Origin of the sequence: Haloarchaeobius marinus (genome assembly GCF_051207415.1) — an archaeon.
Lineage (GTDB): Archaea > Halobacteriota > Halobacteria > Halobacteriales > Natrialbaceae > Haloarchaeobius.
In genome coordinates this window covers 157,889-177,069 of record NZ_JBPKGD010000005.1, presented here as the reverse complement: position 1 = coordinate 177,069, position 19,181 = coordinate 157,889, and the positions used below count along the sequence as shown (strand labels likewise).

The window sequence follows — 19,181 nt, the reverse complement described above, 5'->3', positions numbered from 1 at the left end:
ACACCTTTCGACGGGTTACACGACTATGGTAAAACACGACATCGGCCGGAGACGCATCGAACGACAGACCGAAACCGTCGCATCAGAGGAGTCACCGTGACGTACACTACGCTCCTCGTCACCGTCGGCATCATCGCGGGACTGTACGCCCTGCTGGCCATCGGCATGAACGTGCACTGGGGCGACACCGGCCTGCTGAACTTCGCACACGCGGGGTTCTTCGCCGTCGGCGCCTACACGTCGACGATTCTGACGACACCGACCGCGGAGGGACTGCTCGCCGAACGCGTCGTTGGGTTCCAGTTCCCGGTAGTCGCTGGCGTGCTGGGAGGAACGATGCTCGCAGCCGTCGTCGGCGTCGTCGTCGCGCTGACCAGCATCCGACTGGAGGGGGACTACCTCGCGATGGTGACCCTGAGCGCCGCGGAGATGATACGGCTCGTGATAACCAACGAATCGTGGCTCACGAGCGGCGCGCAGGGCATCAAGAACATCCCACGACCGTTCGATGGAGCGTTCCCGCTCGACCTGAGTGGGTTCGTCGTCGGCTACGACCTGTTCTACCTGCTCGTCGTCCTCGCGATAGTGGCCGCGAGCTATGCCGTATTCGAACGGCTCTCCTCGAGCCCGTTCGGACGCGTCCTCCACGCTATCCGCGAAGACGAGGACGTGCCACGTGCGCTGGGCAAACGGACGTCCACGTTCAAGCTCAAGTCGTTCGGCCTCGGCGCCGGTGTCGCGGGACTGGCGGGAGCCCTCTGGGCGCACTACTTCTTCGCCATCACGCCGACGATGTTCCTGCCGACGCTGACCTTCAGCATCTGGGCCGCCGTCATCATCGGCGGTGCGGGGAGCTACGCCGGTGCCATCCTCGGCACCATCTTCATCGTCGGCATCCGACAGGCGACGCGGTTCCTGCCCAGCGACCTCCCGTTCAGTTCGGAGCTACCGTTCATCCGGCTCATGATCATCGGCGCAGCACTCATCGTCGTCCTGTACTATCGACCACAGGGACTGCTGGGTGACGAGGAACGCATGAGGGCTGGACAGACCCTGGAGGGCGAGTGATGGCCGGAATCACCCAGTTCATCTGGTTCGGTCTCGTCTCGGGGAGCCTCATCGCGCTGGGCGCGCTCGGGCTCACGCTCATCTTCGGCATCCTCGACTTCATCAACATCGCCTACGGGGAGTACATGGCGCTCGGCGCGTTCATCGCCTACGGCCTGAACACGACCACGGACCTTCCCATCGTCGTCGTGGCCGTCGTCGGCGTCCTCGCGGTCGGCCCGATCGCGGTCGGCCTGGACAAGCTCGTCTTCCAGCACTTCCGGAACCGCTCCTCGATAGTGTTGCTCGTCGTCTCTATCGGACTCGCGTTCATCCTCCGGAACCTCATCCGCGTCGTCTGGGGCAGCGGGAGCAAGCGCTTCGACGTCCCGATACAGACCGCACCCTCCTACTTCGGTGTCCAGATTCTCGCCGACCAGGTCGCGATCGTCCTGCTGAGCCTCGTCGTGCTCGGCCTGACGTTCGTGCTACTCCGGAAGACGGACATCGGAATCGCGATGCGGGCCGCCTCCGCCGACATGGACCTGGCACGCATCCGCGGAATCGACACCGAGAGACTCGTGGTGTACGTCTGGTTCGTCGGCGGCATCATCGCTGGCATCGCCGGCGTGATGCTCGGACTCGACGGGCAACTGCGGCCGACGATGGGCTTTCTCGCACTCATCCCGATATTCGCGGCGGTCATCCTCGGTGGTATCGGCGACCCCGTCGGTGCCGTCGTCGGCGGGTACGCCATCGGGCTCCTGCAGGAGGTCAGTGTCGTCGTCATCCCGACCGAGTACAAGCCGCTCGTCGGACTGGCACTGCTCGTCGTCGGACTCCTCCTCCAGCCGGACGGCGTGTTCGGGGAGGCGACGCGATGACGGGGGACACCATTCTCGCCGTCGAGGACCTCCGCAAGTCCTTCGGCGGACTGGTCGCCGTCGATGGTGCGACCTTCGAGGTCGAGCGAGGCGACGTCGTCGGCCTCATCGGGCCGAACGGGGCCGGGAAGTCGACGACCTTCAACCTCATCACCGGCTACTACGAGGCCGACGCGGGAACGGTCCGGTTCCGAGACGAGGACGTAACCGACCTGCCGCCCGAGGAACGCGCGACGAAAGGGATGGTACGCACCTTCCAGATCACGCGCGAACTCACGGGGATGAAGGTCGACCAGAACATGCGACTCGGTGGTCAGGACCACGACGGCGAACGGGTCGTCCACGCGCTTACTGGCAGCGCCAGCGACCGCGAGGCCGAGATCGGCGTGCGCGCCGAGGAGTTGCTCGAGGAACTCGAACTCTGGGACCTCCGCGACGAGTACGCGGGTAACCTCTCCGGTGGCCAACGAAAGCTCCTCGAACTCGGCCGCGTTCTGATGACCGACCCCGACCTGCTGCTGCTCGACGAACCGATGGCCGGCGTCAACCCCAGCCTGACGGACGACATCATCGAGAAGATTCACGACCTCAGCGACCGGGGAATCACGTTCCTCATCGTCGAACACGACGTCGACATGATCATGAACATCAGCGACAAGGTCATCGGCATGCACCAGGGGCGGGTACTCACCAGCGGCCCCCCTGACGTGGTCCAGAAGGACGACGACCTCCTGGAAGCGTACTTCGGAGGTGAGGTCTGATGCTGCTGGAAGCGGAGGACCTCAAGAGCGGCTACGGCGACGCCATCGTCGTCGACGGAGCGAGCCTGTCGATGGCGGATGGAGAGATGGTGACCATCATCGGGCCGAACGGTGCCGGGAAGTCGACGTTCCTGAAGACCATCGTCGGATTGCTCCGGGTCCGCGAGGGACGCGTCGTCTTCCAGGGTGACGACATCACCGACCTCTCCGCCGAAGAGGCCATCGATCACGGCCTCTGTTTCGTCCCCCAGGTCGACAACGTCTTCCCGAACCTGACAGTCCTGGAGAACCTCCGGTTGGGCGCCTGGTCGCTGGACGACGAGACCGTCTACCAGAAGCGCATCGAAACCGTCTACGACAGATTCCCGGAACTCGAAGCCCGGACGGACGCCCTGGTGGGTAACCTCAGCGGTGGGCAGCAACAGATGGTCGCGATGGGCACCGGTCTCATGCTCGACCCCGAACTGCTCATCCTGGACGAACCCTCGGCCGGACTCGCTCCGGACCTGGTCGACGAGATGTTCGAGAAGGTCACCGAGATAAACGACGAAGGCACCTCCGTCCTGATGGTCGAGCAGAACGCCCGTCGTGCACTCTCCGAATCCGACCGTGGCATCGTTCTCGACATGGGCGAATCCAGGATGGAGGGAACCGGCGAGGAGCTTCTGGAGTCGGAGGACGTGGCCGAACTTTACCTCGGGACCTGACGTTCGAGCACGACACGTCGGCGCTGGGTCGGGTGCTCTCTCGATTTCGTCGGTCACATCGAGATGGCAAGTAACAGTCCGTCCGTGGCGGGTGCTCGTCGATTTCACCGGACTGGTCGAGGGACCGCCGAGCGACGCTCCCCGACCAGGTACCCGGTCGAGGGTCGAGTATCGATTCGTCCGGAGACCCGGCGGAGCGGGCCAGAAAAACGTCCATAACAAAACCGCGTTCGCCGGTCTGGGTACGTGATGCACGGAACTGAACCCGGCGTCCGCGTCGACGCGAGCAGCAGCGATTCCCCGGCGGGTCCCACGACACGCGGCGTATCGACGTGGACGGGCCGATGACGGGGCCGTTCCCGGCCGACCGCCAGGTCGCCTACACGGTGTCGGCGTGTGCCGCCTTCGAGCGCATCGTCCAACTGGAGTCCCTCGCCGGGTCGCGCGTGCTGCTCCCGGCGTACATCTGTCAGGAGGGCTTCCGTCCGATATTCGAACGGTACGACGTCGAACCAGTCTTCGTGGACGTCGACAGGGAGACGCGACACGTCGACGTCGACGCCGCGATGGAACGCCTCGGCGACGTCGACGCCGTGCTGGTCGTCCACGCGTTCGGCCTCCCGATGGCCCTCGATGCGCTGGTCGACCACGCCCGTCGTGAAGACGTCCTCGTCGTCGAAGACTGTGCCCGGGCGCTCGGCGCACGGATAGACGACCAGTTGGTCGGGAGCTTCGGGGACTACGCGATATTCTCGTTCTCGAAGGTCTCGCCCCTGTTCACCGGTGGCTGTCTGGTGTACGGTCCAGGGGCGGAGCCGGTCGAACTCGACGCGCCGACCATCAACGTCGACCTGCTCGTGAAGACGCTCTACTACTGGTCGACGTACGAGGTCCCCTACGAGGACCGACTCGTCTCGCTGTACGACCGGGTGATAGGAGACCGGGGGTACAGCATCGCCGGTGCCGAACAGGACGACACGGAGGAGACGGGGACGTCGGTCCGACGACTCGACCCGGTCAACAGACGGCTGTTCGACCGGTACGTCGGACGCGGGTTCCAGGAACGACTGGCGGAACACCGGGCGCTCGCGGACGACCTCCGCGAGACGCTCCGAGCACACGACGTCGCCGTGCAACCGGACGGCCCCGGGCGCGTACACCACGTGGTCTCTGCGACGGTCCCCGACAGGCGCGACGACCTCGTGGAGTACCTCAAGTCGCGTGGGCACACGGTTCGGGTCATCTGGAAGTACCCGTGGGGAGTGTGCCGAGACGACCAACGTGCCGAACGTCGGTACCCGGAGGCGGCCTACCTGCAAGCCCACCACGTCACGTTCCCCATCGTAGGGCTGTCGCGTGCCGACGTGCGCCAGTTGCGGGCCGACGTCCGTGCGTTCTTCGCGGACGTGGACGAACCTGGACCCCGCCTGGTCACGTAAACGGCGCTACGACCGTGCCTTCCGTGCGACGTAGTAGGGTCTGGGGTCGAGGTGGAGGGGACGGGGACGCGGCTTCGCCTGCAGAACCGGCTCCAGCGTGAAGCCACACCGGCGCAACTGGTGTCGCTGCATCCGTGGCGTGATTCCGTAGACCGTCCCCGTGCCGTTCGGATACTCGATCAGTTTGTACCGGGACGGTATCAGGCCGGCACGGAGGTTCCTGACGAGGAATCAGAGGTGCGAGCGAACGTCCTCGAGTGAGGCCGGGTCGAAGATGTACCGGTGAATCGCGTTGTTCGAATCGAACCCGAAGCGGCCACCGGGTCGAAGGACCCGATAGGCCTCCCGGAGTGCCTCGTAGCGGGACTGCTCGGGGACGACGTCGTCCAGTCCACAGCGCGAGAACAGGACGTAGTCGAAGCACTCGTCCTCGAACGGAAGGTCGGTCGCGTCACCGACCAGGAGTTCGGGCCCGGAGGTGTTCTCACGGGCAGCCGTGATCATCGCCTCGCTCATGTCGACGCCGACGACGTCGAACCCCCGGGCCTCGAGGGGACCCGTCGTCCGCCCGGCACCACAGCCGAGGTCGAGGACCGTCGGTGCCTGGCCGGTGAAGTACGACTCGACCAGTCCCTGTTCGCGTTCGGTGAGGCCGCCCTCGGTCGCCTCGGTGAAGTAGCTGACCACGTCCTCGTCGTGGTAGTACCGGCCGGCGCTGACCATACCTTTCACTCTCGTTGAAGTATTCCCGTTATCGTACGTGAGTATTCGGTCCCTGACTCGAAGGAGACGCACGGGGGACGTCTCTGCTCATCAGCGGGAGAAGACGCCCGAGACCGCACTGGGAGCCTCCAGTCCGATTCCCGCCGTGCCATCCCGAACGCGCTTGTACAACTCGGAGAGCGCGGTCACCGGCGTCGAACTCCGGGTCGCGACGTGGTACGACTGCAGGTCCGGTCCGAACTTCGCCTTGTACCAGCAGAGGCGCGGACTCTCGGCGCCGACGATGTCGTAGCAGCTGTTCCCCCGGTCGATGCCGTCCTGGATGATGCGCCAGTCGATGTACTCGTTGAGGTCGATGGGCGCGTCGGGCTTCGCGCCGCCCTGCCAGGCGTAGACGGTGTCGTGCGATTCCAGCGTGAGGATGCCACCGACGAACTCGCCGTCCAGCCGGCAGACGTACGGTCGCACCGTCCCGTCCGGCAGTCGGTCGTAGAGGTCGACGACGAACTCCGGGGGGACGTGTCGCGACACGCCCATCGAGTCGAGGCGCTCGGCGAGGTGGTCGACGATGCGACGTGCGGCGCCGTCGTCGCCGACGCTGACGTCGACGTCGTGGTCAGCGTCTCGAACGGCACGAATCCTGCGTCGTGCGTCGCCGCTGAACGCGTCGCGGATCTCGTCGACGCCGTCGTCGAGGTCTATCGTGTACGTGTACTTCGTCTCCACGTCGAACTCCTTCCACACGAACGGCCGCGGGTCCTGGTACTGGAACCCGGACCGGACGTTCACGTACTTCGGACCGAACTCGTCCTCGGCCCACTCGAAGCAGGCGTCGACGAAGCGTTTGTTGCGCTTGTCACGCTTCCGTCGCTTGAGGTTGGAGGGGTCGACGAGGGCGGGGCCGAGGTAGTCGACGAAGAGGTTCGGTGGTGGAGAGAACGCGAACGTCAGCGGGCCGCGTCGCTGCTCGAAGATGGGGAACAGCCCGACCGGCTCCTCGCCCTTGTAGCCGACCAGCGGGTGGAGCGTCGTTCCCGAGTGGTCCTCGGCGACCCGAAGCGCCTCGAGCAGGTGGAACGGCGTCGCCTGCGGCGACCGTTCGAGGAGCGCGTTCCACTCGTCGAGGTCGCTTCCGTCGAGACGGACGACGTCTACGGCCATCCGTCCCTCCGCCGTCGGTGCGTTCGTGAACCCCCAGTGGCCGTCCACATCATACTACGGTTGTATCCGGATTCGAATTTTGTTAACACGGCTGTACCGAATCTTGACACCAGTAAGACAATTGTACTGACGACTTGGTAACCGTCTGCATGGGGATACGGTACCGGCGGGGAGGCGGTTGAAACTCTATACCACTCCACAGTCCGTCCATAACAATGGCCCGCTTCCGGGATACATCGACAACCGCCACCGGCGGACCTGACCATGTCTGGCCACCCATCGACGAGTCACCCCGAGCGAACCGACCAGTCTGCCACGTCGAGGGACGTCGTCCGGGAGGACCACGCGTAGATGTCGCTCGTCGAGCGCATCGCGCGCGGCGTCAAAGCCTCGTTCGGCGCGACGATACTCGACATCCTCTCGGGCGGGTTGCTCATCCTCGTGCTGACTCGCGTGCTGCTCACCACCGAGCAGTACGGTCAGTTGAACTTCGTGGTGTCCGCGCTCAGCGTCGTGACGATCCTCGCGACGCTCGGCCTCCCGAAGTCCGCCGCCCGCTACGTCACGGAGTTCGCCGAGACCGACCCCGGGCAGGTGCCACACGTCGTCCGCAAGTCGCTGTCGTTTCTCACCGTCCTCGTCGTCCTGGTCGTCGTCGGCACGCTCGTCCTCGGCCGGCCAGTCGCCCACGCCGTCGACGCGCCGTCGGTCGTCCCGTACCTGCTCGTCGGCACCGTCTACGTGGCCGGACGTGCCTACTGGAAGTACTTCAGCGCGCTCTTCCAGGGGTTCAACCGCGTCACGTACAGCGCGGCCGTCGCCGTCGTCGTCAGCGTGACTCGCCTCCCGCTGGTCGTCGCGTTCGTCCTGCTCGGGTTCGGCGTCGGCGGTGCGCTCGCCGGCTACGGTCTGAGCGCCGCCCTGGCAGCGGCCGTCGGGGCGGTCCTCGCGTACACCCGGTTCTACACCACCTACGACGCTGCGACGACCGCCGATAGCGACCTCTCGCGACGCATCCTCGAGTACAGCGTTCCCCTCACCGCGACCAGGGGTGCGAACGTCCTCGACAAGAAGGTCGACGTCCTGCTCGTCGGCATCCTCGTGAACATGACCGCGGTCGGCTACTACACCATCGCGAAACAGGTCTCGGACTTCGTGTCCGCGCCAGCGTCCTCGTTCGGGTACACGATCTCGCCGGCGCTCGGCGAACAGTCGTCACGTGACAGGGTCGACCGTGCCGCGACCCTCTACGAGCAGTCCCTGACCTACGTCCTGGTCGCCTACGTTCCCGCCGTCGTCGGCCTCGTACTCGTCGCAGAGCCCACGGTCAGGTACGTGTTCGGGACAGACTACCTCGGCGCGGTGCCGGTCCTCCAGGTGTTCAGCGGGTTCATCCTCGTGAACGCGCTCAACAAGGTCACGAGCGACGGCCTCGACTACCTCGGCCGGGCGCGCTCCCGGGCCATCATCAAGTCCGCGATGGCCGTGGGGAACTTCGTCCTCAACCTCGCGTTGATACCCATCTTCGGCGTCGTCGGCGCGGCCGTCGCCACAGTGCTCACCTACACGGTGTACACGCTCTCGAACGTCTACTTCATCCATCAGGAACTCTCGATAGACGTCGGTCGCGTGCTGCGGCGACTCGCCGTCGTCTGCATGGTCACCGTCGGCATGGCCGTCTCCGTGTGGGCGGTCCTCCCGTACGTCTCCGGACTGGCGACGCTGTTCGGCGTCGTGTTCCTCGGTGCCGCCATCTGGGCGGTGCTGTCCGTCGCCGGCGGCATCCTGGACGTCCAGAAGGTCGCGAGACTGCTCACGTAGTACCCCTCGGACGACTTCGAGGGTCCCGAACCGGTCGTGACTACCGACTCGTCACCTGGGCGTGAGTCCGACGCCGTCGGCCAGCAGTTCGTGAGACCGGAGCGCGTCGTCGTGGTCGCCGAGGACGTGCTGTATCATCACCTCGTCGACGTCGAAGCGCCCCGCGAGTTGCTCCAGCAGACCGGCGAGGGTCTCCGGACTGCCTGAGATCGCCCGTGGCCACTCGTCGGAATCGAGCGTGGCAGGCGTCGGCTCGGGGACGGACCCGAGTTCGTCGATAGCCTCCGCCACGGACGGCCTGGTCCCGACGACCCCGCGTTCCATCCGCCTGTACGACGCCTCGGCCACCGCCCGGAGCCGTGCCGCCTGCTCGTCGGTCTCTGCACAGACCGCGTTCACGGCGATCATCCCCTGCGGCTCGTCGACGCCGCCGGCCAGCCGCGACGGCTGGAAGGTCTCGCGGTACTCCTCGAAGGCGTACGCTGCGAACTGCGGCCGGATGAACCCCGCGAAACAGTAGCGCAAGCCGAGTTCGCCCGCGATCGCTGCGCTCGATGGACTCGACCCGAGCACCCACGGAACCGGGGCGTCCGCACCCGAACGTGGAATCTCCAGGTCGCTGTAGGGGTGTCCGTCGGGGTAGTCGTCGTAGAGGTGGTTGACGACGGCCTCGATCTTCTCGGCGTGGTCCTCGTCCGGGTTCTCGACGTGCCGTTCCGTCTCGAGGGCGCGGTCGGCGGCCGGCGACCCGTTCGCCCGACCCAGTCCGGCGTCGATACGTCCCGGCGCGAGCGCGTCCAGCGCGCCGAACTGTTCTGCCACCTTGAACGGACTGTAGTGGTTGAGCAGCACGGCCCCCGACCCGAGCCGTATCGATTCGGTCTCGGCAGCGAGGTGCCCGAGCAGCACCTCGGGGGTCGTCCCCGCGAGGGTGGTCGCCATCCCGTGGTGTTCGGCCACCCAGAACCGCGAGAATCCGATTCGTTCGGCCTGCCGTGCCGTCTCGACGGTGTTCGCGTACGCGTCGGTCGCGGTACCGTCGTGAGGAACCGGAGAGAGGTCGACGACGGAGAGTTCCATGCCTGCGCTCGGAGACCGCGAAGGAAAACAGTTCGGCCAGCCACCGTCACTTGCCTCGTTCGGTACTCTGACGAGGTCGATTGTGTCCAGTACCCTTCCAAGCGAGTCACTCGGCTGACCTTGTCAGCTGTCGCTCCTGGAGTGAGCCCGTAACCAGGCGACGATGCATCACCGATTCCACGATTCGTAAAGTCAATCCCGACCCCAACCAAACGTCTCGGGAATAATTCCTGGACCAGATATGTATCTGACCCTATATTTTATAACACCATGTATCATCTATTAGAGTGAGATGACGCCTGAGCCCGTAGCGATCGGTCCTCTTACGGTATCATTCTCAGATGACTCTCTTTGTCGAAATATCTTACAAACGATGTACGGTGACCTCCCCGCGTCGGCCTCAGAAGTAGACGTTCGAATCCGAGGGCACGACTGGCGGGAAACCGGTGATGTGCCAACCGGAATGACGAGAGCAAGCGAGCACATCTCGATAAGTGATGGGTCCGTATACGTCGATCGAGTTAGGTCGCATCGTTTTCCTATCTCGTGGGTGACTGACCGAATCGGCCAGTGCGGATACGCGATCAAGATCGAGGGATGGGACACGGAGACGCTGTTGATTGACGTGTACTACGATGGCACACTGTACGAAGGTGGACTGGCACCACTCCGGTGGCTCCTCAAGATCCAGAATCGCGCGTTCGCGAATTACGAGGACCGTCTCGGGAAACATTTCGTTTACGACGTTTTCGAACCACTGTGGCAGTGGTGGATGCTCTCGAACGGGGTTTCGTTTCTGCATTCTGCAGCGATATCGGTCGATGGGCAAGGCGTGGTTCTGACGGGCTGGGGTGGCTCTGGAAAAACATCGGCGACGAGTTCACTGATTCGCCAATCTGGTGACGTGAAGTTCCTGAGTGACGATTTGACGTTCGTCACCGACGAAGGCGAATTGTACCCGTACTACAAATCCAGCGTCATCTACGCGCACAACACCGCTGGTGAGGGCGTCCCCGAGGATATAATCCTCGACGGGTTCGGTGACCGATTACAGTGGTACCTGCGAAAGCGCCAGTACGGGGATAAAGGTGTACGACGTCGAATCCCTCCGAAGAAACTGTTCGAGGAAAAGGTCGCATCACAGTCCCCCAAAGACCTGTGGACCGCTGTGTATCTCCTCCGGGAAAACCGCGACCAACTCAGTCACAAGCCGATTTCGGCTGAAGAACTGGCCCGCCGATCGACTGCCGTAATTCTCGATGAACTCGATTGGTTGGTCGAATACAGCGCTGCTGCCTGTTCGGCCGGCTCAACGGCGATCAGCCCACAGGACGTTGTCGAAAATACCGAGGGAGTCTACAACGATTGTTTCAAAGACGTCGAGACGATTCTGGTACAAATTCCAATGCACACGGGGGCAAACGAGCTGGCCGACTACATCGAATCAGAGATATTGGATATATAACAACTAAAACGGTCATCGTACGATTGGGTCTGGACCAAAGCCGACTTAATCTGAGAAATCGACTTGAGCCAGTGATTCGCCTTCCACAGCAAATATAAAAAAAATTTCAGTCCTGCCGGCTGGTTCGAGAGCGAATCAACCGATGACTGCCCCTACCAATCCCAGCACTCCGAAGACCGACATACCGATTCCGACGACGCGGGTGAGTCCGACCTTCCAGTCTGCCGGTTCGACTTCGGACCACGACCGTTTGCTTCCGATCGAATCCATCTGCTCCTCGAACCGCGCCACCTTGTACGGCCAGACCGCACCTGGCAATCCGAATACGACGAGAATGACTGCGATCGGTCCTTCCATGTCCGTTGCCAGTAATTTCGCCAGTATAAGTTTTCTGATTAGAACGGACGGACGACGCTCGAATACCGACGCCGCAACGGAGCCGCAGGCATCGAGATTTCTGACTCAGAACCCGACCGGTCGTGTGAATCCGTTCCTCCCCGACGACCTGCAAGGGCAACCCCTGTCGGGATACCGTCGTCTCTCCGGGTTCGACGGATACGGCCCCTCGTTCGACCTCGTTCGGTCGAACCCACGTGGACCGACTGATGGTTTGTTGTAGTCTATGGATGGTTATTAGAAGATGTCCGATAGTATTATGTAATCCGTGAACTAGTGTAATTTACTGTGGCAGACGACACCCGCCGACCGAACCGACGGACGGTCCTCCGAGCGCTCGCTGCGACCAGCGTCGTCGCCGGGTCACCCATCGCTGCGGCCAGCACCCGCCGCCATCGGAACGCGGCAGACGCACCGCCCCGCGTCCGACTCGGCGACCTGGCCGTCGAAGCAGCACTGTTCCCCGACCGTTCCGTCGCCGCCATCACCACCCTCGGACTGGGCGACGGCTACCAGGTGTACGTCGTACACGACGTCGAGTCGATGGACGACGTCGTCCACGTCGAACGCGACCTCACCCTGCTCAGCGACGCCGAGGTCGGGGTCCACGGCGTCCACTGGACCGGTCGCTCGACGCTACGGCACTCCCAGGACGACGTCACGGTCGAACGTACGCTCTCGTTCGACGGCGCGAACGGCCACCGCACCGTCGACGCCCAGACAGTGACCGCCGTCGACGACGACCCGTTGCCGGTCCGCCGGACCGGCCAGGTCGGCACCTCGGTCGACATCCCGCACCCAATCGACTGCCAGAGCGCTGAGAACGACTGCTGTACGAACCTGCCCTTCGGTCCTGACTGGTGCATACGGGCGACCGCCAGCGAAAGCGGCCACTCCCCGGAGTGCGCCCGGGCGAACCCGCCCGCGATGCCCCACGGGCACTTCGCCATCTTCCCATCGGGGAACTACCGCGGCGGCCTCGACGTCTGGATCGGCCGGAGCGCAAACTGTATCTGGATCGGTGAGGGACACGGGTCCAACTGGTGTACGTCCGTCTGTGGACCCGGGGGCGGGCGGCCGGGTCTCTCGGACCTCCGCGATGCGTTCGAGGAAGCGATCGAACGTGCCGCCGACGCGGCCGGCATCGCCGTGTCGGCCATCGTCGTCACCGCACTCGCGTACTACCTCGCCGCGAGCACGCTCGCGCCACCGACCGGCGTCCCACTCGTCTGACCACCGATGCTCGACCAGGACCGGACGCTCGACCCGACGCACGTGCTCGTCCTCGCGACGAGTGGCGACGCCGAGGTCGAGGCCAGGGTGACGGCAGCGGCGGTCGAAGCCGTGCTCGACCGTGCAGACGCGGTCTCGGCGCACGTCGACACGGCGGTGCTCGAAGCCGACCATCCCGACATCGCACGGCGACTCCGGAACGCGTGCGGGTCCAGCGAGGACGACGAGTTCCGTGCCCCCGTCGACGCCATCCGAGCGCCGCTTTCCGACCTCCTCGCCCAGTCGACGTTCCACCGGTTCGTCACGCTGGAACGCATCGACGCCGTTCGTGACGGCCGGCCGGTCCTGAAGTACGTCCCCGACCATCACGTCTTCGAACTGGACGCCTCGACCGACGAGGGCCTCGTGGACGCCGTGGCGACGGCTGTCGCCGACGAACCCGGTGGACTCCTGCCGGCCACGGTGCTCGCTGACTGGTCCGAGGACGGCACGCACTACGAACTCGAACCGCCGTCGCTGTGCGTCGAGTGGACCACCTGCTTCGACCTGGCGTTCCTCGAACGGGTCGAGTTCGACGAGTCGAACAGCGAGATCCGCCTCATCTGGACGAACGACGGCGTCGTCGTGGCGACGATCCGCGGCCTCCTCGGTCCGGCCCGCCCCGGCCAATTCCGGTTCGACTCCCGGAACCGGTACGAGGCGGTCGCAGGTGCGTTCCGCGAGGTCGCCGACGCACTGGACCTCCACGGCCGAGACGCGAGCAACTGACGTACTCCCTGCCAGTGGGTGCTCCCACCGGTGAACGGTTACCGTTCCGCTCGCTCTGGAAACTCCAGCTGGAGCCGACCGTCGAGCGTGTAGTCACTGCCGAGCCACCCACTGGCCGCGAGTTCGATCTTCCCGTCGATGACCAGCGAGGGCCACGCCGTGTGACGGCAGTGGACGTTAGAATTTGTTGCCCGACACTGTACTCGCTAGACAGACCATCGTCGAGTCCCTCAGAGACACACTCGCTGACGTAGACGGGACGACGACGACGACGATGCGTCTACTGCGCCAGACAAACTGTAGAAGCGTACTGGTGACACTTCGAGTAGCCCGACACTGTCGACGGTCGCATCGGCCTGCCGACGGCCACCGACGACGTCGTCGACCGGACCACCAGTTAGAAACTGAGTAATTATCTCTAACGCCTGTTTCTCTCCCCGACGGATTCGCCCGGGTACAGAGACGGGGTCCAGTACCACCCAGAGGCATACGACTTTGAACGGGGGGACCGAACGGCCACGCATGTCACGAACTGCTGTCGTCGCGGGAGTCGGTCCCGGTCTCGGTGAGTCGCTCGCACGGACCTTCGTCGACGAGGGCTGCGACGTCGGATTGTTCGCCCGGTCCGGGACGTTCGTCGAGGAACTGGCGGCCGACCTCGGTGACCGTGCCATCGCGGTGCCGACCGACGTCACAGACCCGGCGCAGGTCGAGGCCGGATTCGAGGCCGTCCGCGACGCCTTCGGACCGGTGGACGTACTCGTCAACAACGCGAGTGGCGGCGCGTGGAAGGGTCTTCGGGACATCTCGACCGACGAGTTCGACCACGCACTCGACGTCTGCGCCCGCGGGGCGCTCGCGTGCTCGAAGGAAGCCGTCTCGGACATGCTCGACGGCGACGGTGGGACCATCGTATTCACCGGTGCGACCTCGGCGGTCCGGGGTCGGGGCGGTGCGGTCGGGTTCAGTGCCGGGAAGTTCGCTGCCCGGGGGATGGCCGAATCGATGGCGCGAGAACTCGGGCCACGGGGCATCCACGTCGCTCACGTGGTCATCGACGGCCCGATAGGGACCCCCGGTGCCCGCGAGCGCGCACCGGACCGCGACGACGAAGAGTTCCTTGACCCGGACGCGATCGCGGACTCGTACTGGCAACTCGTCGAGCAGGACCGCTCCGCGTGGACGCTCGAACTCGACCTCCGGCCGCACGTCGAGGAGTTCTAGCCTCGCGTCCCTCGAATCGTCGAGGACGTTCGGCGAACCGACCACGACCACGGGCGGTGCCGGCCGAGTCCGTCGGCGGTCGACACTCGGCAGGTCCCGGCGAACAAGGTCCGGAGCGCGTTGCTGAACGAGTCGGCCCGCCAGTGCTGTTCGATTCGTCCGGTATGGAGTTGGTGTAAGGGTCGAACGTATCGTTCCAAGAGCAGGCAAGCGTGTCTACTTACCACTAGATATATGATTCATAATCGGATAGTTTCGAGTGGTATGTCAAATCACTACAGACGTGACTTCCTCGAGACCGTCGCGGCGAGTGCGACCGCATTGAGTGCGATCGGCGTCGCAACCGCTGCAGACGGGCGAGACCAGTACGTCGTCACGGTCAGGGGGAAGGAAACACGAAGCCGACTCGACAGGACGGACGCCGACGTCCTCGCGTCGGTCGCCGACGGCCAGGTCCTCCTCGTCGCGGCAGAGAGTGCCGCGAGCGTTCGCGGCGTCACCGGGGTCGTCGACGTACGGGAGAACCTCGGCTACCGACCGGTCGGCCCGCAAGAACGGTCGACGGCGGAGTCCCTCGACGAGGAGCTCGCTCCCCGGCAGTGGGACAAACAGGCCGACACGACGGGTGCCTTCCAGGCACACGACACGGCGACCGGGGACGGTCGAACCGTCGCCATCATCGACACCGGTATCGACACCGCACATCCGGACCTCCGAAACAGCGTGGAACGGGGGATGCTGTTCCGGGTGGACGGGAACTCGAGTCCGGGCGGTTCACCGACGGTCGCCGGAGACACGACCATCGAGGCCCGACTCCCACCGGCGGGCGAGTCGATCGCCCCGTACATATACCTCGGGTCACCCGATACCCGCACCCAGGCAGCAGCGGACGACGTCGACTCCCACGGCAGCCACTGTGCGGGGATCGCCACGGCGAGACACCACGGGGACGACATCGGCATCGCGGGGATGGCCCCCGACGCGGAGGTCGTCCCGCTTCGCGTCTTCTACTGGAAGGAGTACGAAGGGTATCCCTACGACGTAGACGGCGACGGCGAGGCGGAATCGGTGACCGTCACGACCCTGTGGACGACCGACTTCGACATCCTGTCAGCCATCGACTACGCCGGCGAGATCGGCGCTGACGCCGCGAACATGAGCCTCGGCGGTGGCGTCATCAAGGGTGCGGCCCACCAGGACGGCGAGCACGTCGCCTACCAGCGGGTCGTCCAGTCGGCCGTCCAGCGTGGCACGGTCGTCACCACGAGCGCCGGTAACGCGGACGCCGACCTCCAGCACGAGGGGTACTACACCCTGCCGAACAGCGTGCCCGGTTCCATCAGCGTGTCCGCGACCGCACCGAACAACGAACGCACCTTCTACTCGAACTACGGCACCAGCGACATCGACGTCGGTGCGCCGGGCGGCGGGTACGAGACGCTGGAGAAGACGCTCGCAGAAGACACGGCGTGGCCGTTCCCGCTGAACCTCGTCCTCTCGACGGTCCCGCCGGACCTGAACGACGGGTTGGCCTACGACTGGTACGCAGGCACGTCGATGGCCGCACCCCAGGTCGCGGGCCTCGTCGCGCTCGTCCGCGAGGTGAATCCGGCCCTGAGCGCCGGACAGGTCCAGAACGTCATCGAGACCACTGCCCGGTACAGCGACGGGAGTGGCGACGAGGACGTCGGTGCCGGCATCGTCTACGCCCCCGGCGCGGTGGCCGAGGCCGAGGCACGTCGATGACCGGTCGGTAGACTGACCGGAGTCTCCCGGTCGGATTCCGGGGCGGGTGGGTGCCCACCTACGGTGGGACGTCCCCGTCCATCTCGTGGTACTCCCAGACGTGGTCTTTCAGTTCCTCCTGGGTCGCGAACCGCTCGTCACAGAGGTCGCACTCGAACGGTCGCTCGTCCTGTTCGCTCATGGTCGCCGATTGGTCGCCCTGCGACTTAAGACTGTGTCGACCCCCGTAGACATACAACCGGCCACGGCCAATGGACTGGTGTATGCGTCCCGTCCCGACCCGCGACTGCAACGCTCCGGGGCAGTCGGATGCGAGTCCGACGGCCGAGTCCAGCGGGTCTCGCCCCGGCGCGTCGGACGGACCGACGCCTTCCGAGGTCGTCTACGCCGAGAACAAGGTCGAACTGGTCCACTACGAACCCCGGACGGAGGCGCAACGCGACGTTCCGATACTGTTCGTGTCCGCCATCGTCAACCGACCGTACGTCCTCGACTTCGAACCGGACCGGAGCGTCGTCCGGCAGTTCCTCGACCGGGGGTTCGACGTGTACCTGGTCGACTGGGGGGAACCCTCCACCCTGGATACGCGTCTCGGGCTCGACGACTTCGTGACGCGCTACCTCGCCAACTGCGTCGACGTCGTCTGCGAACGGACGGGGACGACGGCGGTACACCTGCTCGGCTACTGTACCGGGGGGACGCTGGGTGCGATATTCGCGGCGCTGTACCCGTCACGCGTCAGGACGCTCGGGTTGCTGGCCCCCGTCTTGAACTTCGACGCAACGGGCGGCATCTTCCGGCTCTGGGGGAAACGCGAACAGTACGACCACGAGCGTGTGGCCGACGCGTTCGGTAACGCTCCCGGGGAGTTGCTCTCCTTCGAGTTCGCGCTCGTCGACCCGGTCGAATACTACCTCGCACGGTACCTCAGACTCTACGAGCATCTCGACGACGAGGCGTACGTATCGAGGTTCCTGCGGAGACTCCAGTGGGGGTTCGACAGCGTCGACGTCGCCGGGGAACTGTACCGGGAGTTCCTGGTCGACCTCTACCGCGAGAACGAACTGATGGACGGAACGCTGACCGTCGGTGGACGGACCGTCGACCTCGGGAACGTCGACATGCCCGTGTTGCTGATTCTCGCCACGGACGACCAGTTCGTTCCACCCGAGGCGAGTCGCCCGTTCCTCGAGGCGATTCCGAGCCGGGACACCGAACTCGTCGAGTTCCCGACCGACCACGTCGGTCTCTCGACCGGCGCGCGGTCGCACGCAGAGCTGTGGCCACGCGTGTGCGGATGGTTCGCGGACCGGACCGGCGACGGCACCTGACGGTCGGTCGCCGTCGACACACCGGCCGCTATCGAACTGCGCGAGGAGACGACGGCTCCGGGCCAGAGCGAACGTCCAGCCGCGTGGACGCGACGCGACTGCTCGAACCCGGTCGTGGTGGTTCAGTACGCGGGCGACTCCGCCTCGATGACGCCGGAGAGGCCCTTCAGTTCTTCCGTGAAGAGGACGACGAAGTCGTCGAGCGTGACGATACCGGCGATCTTGCCGTCGTCGTCCACGACGGGCATCCGGCGGACCTCCGCGTCCAGCATCGTCTGGGTCACGTCGAAGACGCCGTCGTCCTCGTGGACCGTGGTCGGGTTCTCGGTCATGATCTGTGCGACGGACACCTCTCCCGGGTCCTCTCGCGGTTCGAGTACCTTCAACGTGAGGTCGCGGTCGGTGACGATGCCGACGGGTCTGTCGTCGTCCTCGACGACGACGCTCCCGACGTTCTCCTCTTTCATCACCGTGGCGAGGTTGCCCGCGTTCTGGTCCTGGTGAATCGTGATGACGCCTGTCCGGGCTACGTCAAGGATGGCCATAGCTACGACACCCACGCGTAGATTGGACGAGTACGGTGTTAAACGTAGAGGGTCGGTCCTGCCCGTTGGCAGGAGAGTCCCCGTCCACGCCGGGTCCAGCCACGAACGGCGACGACAGCACCGGCGCCGGCGTCGCACCGACCGTACTGCGAGCGGTCACTCCCCCGACCCGACGACGGTGATGCGACGGCCCATGTCGACCGCGCGTTCGAGTTCCTCGGCGACGGCCGACCCTCGCGAAACCTGTATCTCGCCGCCGCGCCCGACGGTGGCGGTGAACAGGTACTTGTCGGCGACGTGTACCTCGACCGTCTCGCCGGGGTCGGCGGTGACGGGGAGGGCGACGTGGTGACGCGTGAACTCCGGTTCGACCGGCCTCCCCTCGTCCCGGTCGACCTCGGCGTCACCGCCCCCGGTCGATAGCTGTCGCTCCCCGTGCATCCGGACTTCGATGTCGATGCCGAGTCGGTCCTCGATGGCAGCGGTTCGGTCGCCCCCCTTGCCGATGACGTACGAGATGTCGCTCTCGTCGACGTAGGCGACGGCCCGGTCCTCGCCCTTGAGTTCGACGTCGACGCGGCCACGGGCGACCGAACGGACCTCCCGCTCTACCTCCTGCCGTGCGGGTCGAGCGATTCCGGTCTCGCGGTCGTCGTCTCGCCGACGGTGACGGTGACGACCGGTGGGAGATACCGGCGGCGACCGTCGAGGACGTGTTCGGGCGCCTGGAGGCGGCGCAGTACGTGTGGCGATAGGGTGGCCGTCGCACGGACGGCGTCCGCAGAAGGGCACTGCTCGTCGCTGTCGAACCGCAACCGCGGTGACCGTGTGTACGTGCAATCCAGATACC

At 65.1% G+C, this 19,181-nt stretch carries 19 protein-coding genes and 1 pseudogene; 12 read left to right on the top strand and 8 right to left on the bottom strand.

Annotation, left to right across the window (positions count from 1 at the left end; translation table 11 throughout):
- Positions 1-96 precede the first annotated feature (96 nt).
- The 5 genes from ACSC1W_RS17390 to ACSC1W_RS17370 all read left to right on the top strand — a co-directional run bounded on the left by ACSC1W_RS17390 (position 97) and on the right by ACSC1W_RS17370 (position 4,838).
- The gene (locus tag ACSC1W_RS17390; RefSeq protein WP_435348909.1) at positions 97-1,068 is read left to right on the top strand and encodes a branched-chain amino acid ABC transporter permease; all 972 of its coding nucleotides are present in this window, start codon (positions 97-99) and stop codon (positions 1,066-1,068) included.
- Positions 1,068-1,931, top strand: coding sequence for a branched-chain amino acid ABC transporter permease (locus ACSC1W_RS17385; RefSeq protein WP_435348908.1), 864 nt, complete (start codon positions 1,068-1,070; stop codon positions 1,929-1,931). Before ACSC1W_RS17390 ends, ACSC1W_RS17385 begins: the two co-directional genes overlap by 1 nt.
- Positions 1,928-2,692, top strand: coding sequence for an ABC transporter ATP-binding protein (locus ACSC1W_RS17380; protein WP_435348907.1), 765 nt, complete (start codon positions 1,928-1,930; stop codon positions 2,690-2,692). The genes ACSC1W_RS17385 and ACSC1W_RS17380 overlap by 4 nt, the downstream gene beginning before the upstream one ends.
- On the top strand, positions 2,689-3,399 hold the full coding sequence (locus ACSC1W_RS17375; RefSeq protein WP_435349085.1) for an ABC transporter ATP-binding protein: 711 nt from the start codon (positions 2,689-2,691) through the stop codon (positions 3,397-3,399). Before ACSC1W_RS17380 ends, ACSC1W_RS17375 begins: the two co-directional genes overlap by 4 nt.
- 344 nt (positions 3,400-3,743) lie before the next feature.
- The gene (locus ACSC1W_RS17370; protein ID WP_435348906.1) at positions 3,744-4,838 is read left to right on the top strand and encodes a DegT/DnrJ/EryC1/StrS family aminotransferase; all 1,095 of its coding nucleotides are present in this window, start codon (positions 3,744-3,746) and stop codon (positions 4,836-4,838) included.
- Positions 4,839-5,069: 231 nt separating this feature from the next.
- On the opposite strand, the gene ACSC1W_RS17365 is transcribed toward ACSC1W_RS17370, so the two are convergent.
- Together ACSC1W_RS17365 and ACSC1W_RS17360 are read right to left on the bottom strand one after the other, a co-directional pair.
- Entirely contained in the window at positions 5,070-5,561 is a 492-nt protein-coding gene (locus tag ACSC1W_RS17365; protein ID WP_435348905.1) for a class I SAM-dependent methyltransferase, read from the bottom strand.
- Positions 5,562-5,651: 90 nt separating this feature from the next.
- Positions 5,652-6,770, bottom strand: coding sequence for a GNAT family N-acetyltransferase (locus ACSC1W_RS17360; RefSeq protein WP_435348904.1), 1,119 nt, complete (start codon positions 6,768-6,770; stop codon positions 5,652-5,654).
- Between the two features lie 303 nt (positions 6,771-7,073).
- Here ACSC1W_RS17360 and ACSC1W_RS17355 point away from each other — a divergent pair, with 303 nt between their 5' ends.
- Positions 7,074-8,543: a flippase gene (locus tag ACSC1W_RS17355; RefSeq protein ID WP_435348903.1), complete on the top strand. Its 1,470-nt coding sequence runs from the start codon at positions 7,074-7,076 to the stop codon at positions 8,541-8,543.
- A 51-nt stretch (positions 8,544-8,594) separates the two neighbouring features.
- Here the strand turns inward: ACSC1W_RS17355 and ACSC1W_RS17350 are convergent, their stop codons facing one another.
- Positions 8,595-9,623 carry an LLM class flavin-dependent oxidoreductase gene (locus ACSC1W_RS17350; protein WP_435348902.1) on the bottom strand — a complete coding sequence of 343 codons (1,029 nt, stop codon included), beginning with the start codon at positions 9,621-9,623 and terminating at the stop codon, positions 8,595-8,597.
- 550 nt (positions 9,624-10,173) lie between these two features.
- On the opposite strand from ACSC1W_RS17350, the gene ACSC1W_RS17345 reads away from it, so the two are divergent.
- Positions 10,174-11,088 carry a phosphoenolpyruvate carboxykinase (ATP) gene (locus ACSC1W_RS17345; RefSeq protein WP_435348901.1) on the top strand — a complete coding sequence of 305 codons (915 nt, stop codon included), beginning with the start codon at positions 10,174-10,176 and terminating at the stop codon, positions 11,086-11,088.
- A gap of 135 nt (positions 11,089-11,223) precedes the next feature.
- Here the strand turns inward: ACSC1W_RS17345 and ACSC1W_RS17340 are convergent, their stop codons facing one another.
- A complete protein-coding gene (locus tag ACSC1W_RS17340) occupies positions 11,224-11,445 on the bottom strand; it encodes a DUF6199 family natural product biosynthesis protein (RefSeq protein WP_435348900.1) in 222 nt (73 codons plus the stop codon).
- Positions 11,446-11,772: 327 nt separating this feature from the next.
- On the opposite strand from ACSC1W_RS17340, the gene ACSC1W_RS17335 reads away from it, so the two are divergent.
- Positions 11,773-12,717: a hypothetical protein gene (locus ACSC1W_RS17335; RefSeq protein WP_435348899.1), complete on the top strand. Its 945-nt coding sequence runs from the start codon at positions 11,773-11,775 to the stop codon at positions 12,715-12,717.
- Between the two features lie 6 nt (positions 12,718-12,723).
- Positions 12,724-13,485 carry a hypothetical protein gene (locus ACSC1W_RS17330; RefSeq protein ID WP_435348898.1) on the top strand — a complete coding sequence of 254 codons (762 nt, stop codon included), beginning with the start codon at positions 12,724-12,726 and terminating at the stop codon, positions 13,483-13,485.
- A 38-nt stretch (positions 13,486-13,523) separates the two neighbouring features.
- Here ACSC1W_RS17330 and ACSC1W_RS20935 read toward each other — a convergent pair.
- Positions 13,524-13,634 (bottom strand): annotated as a pseudogene (locus ACSC1W_RS20935) (DUF8121 family protein); the annotation flags it as partial.
- Positions 13,635-14,007: 373 nt separating this feature from the next.
- On the opposite strand from ACSC1W_RS20935, the gene ACSC1W_RS17325 reads away from it, so the two are divergent.
- Together ACSC1W_RS17325 and ACSC1W_RS17320 are read left to right on the top strand one after the other, a co-directional pair.
- The gene (locus tag ACSC1W_RS17325; RefSeq protein WP_435348897.1) at positions 14,008-14,709 is read left to right on the top strand and encodes an SDR family NAD(P)-dependent oxidoreductase; all 702 of its coding nucleotides are present in this window, start codon (positions 14,008-14,010) and stop codon (positions 14,707-14,709) included.
- A 264-nt stretch (positions 14,710-14,973) separates the two neighbouring features.
- Positions 14,974-16,455, top strand: a complete 1,482-nt coding sequence (locus ACSC1W_RS17320; RefSeq protein WP_435348896.1) for a S8 family peptidase — start codon at positions 14,974-14,976, stop codon at positions 16,453-16,455.
- A gap of 58 nt (positions 16,456-16,513) precedes the next feature.
- Here the strand turns inward: ACSC1W_RS17320 and ACSC1W_RS17315 are convergent, their stop codons facing one another.
- Positions 16,514-16,636: a hypothetical protein gene (locus ACSC1W_RS17315; RefSeq protein WP_435348895.1), complete on the bottom strand. Its 123-nt coding sequence runs from the start codon at positions 16,634-16,636 to the stop codon at positions 16,514-16,516.
- Between the two features lie 82 nt (positions 16,637-16,718).
- Between ACSC1W_RS17315 and ACSC1W_RS17310 the strand changes: the two genes are divergently transcribed.
- Entirely contained in the window at positions 16,719-17,786 is a 1,068-nt protein-coding gene (locus tag ACSC1W_RS17310; RefSeq protein ID WP_435348894.1) for an alpha/beta fold hydrolase, read from the top strand.
- 122 nt (positions 17,787-17,908) lie between these two features.
- On the opposite strand, the gene ACSC1W_RS17305 is transcribed toward ACSC1W_RS17310, so the two are convergent.
- Entirely contained in the window at positions 17,909-18,331 is a 423-nt protein-coding gene (locus ACSC1W_RS17305; protein WP_435348893.1) for a CBS domain-containing protein, read from the bottom strand.
- Positions 18,332-18,487: 156 nt separating this feature from the next.
- Positions 18,488-19,123 carry a hypothetical protein gene (locus tag ACSC1W_RS17300; RefSeq protein ID WP_435348892.1) on the bottom strand — a complete coding sequence of 212 codons (636 nt, stop codon included), beginning with the start codon at positions 19,121-19,123 and terminating at the stop codon, positions 18,488-18,490.
- Positions 19,124-19,181 lie beyond the last annotated feature (58 nt).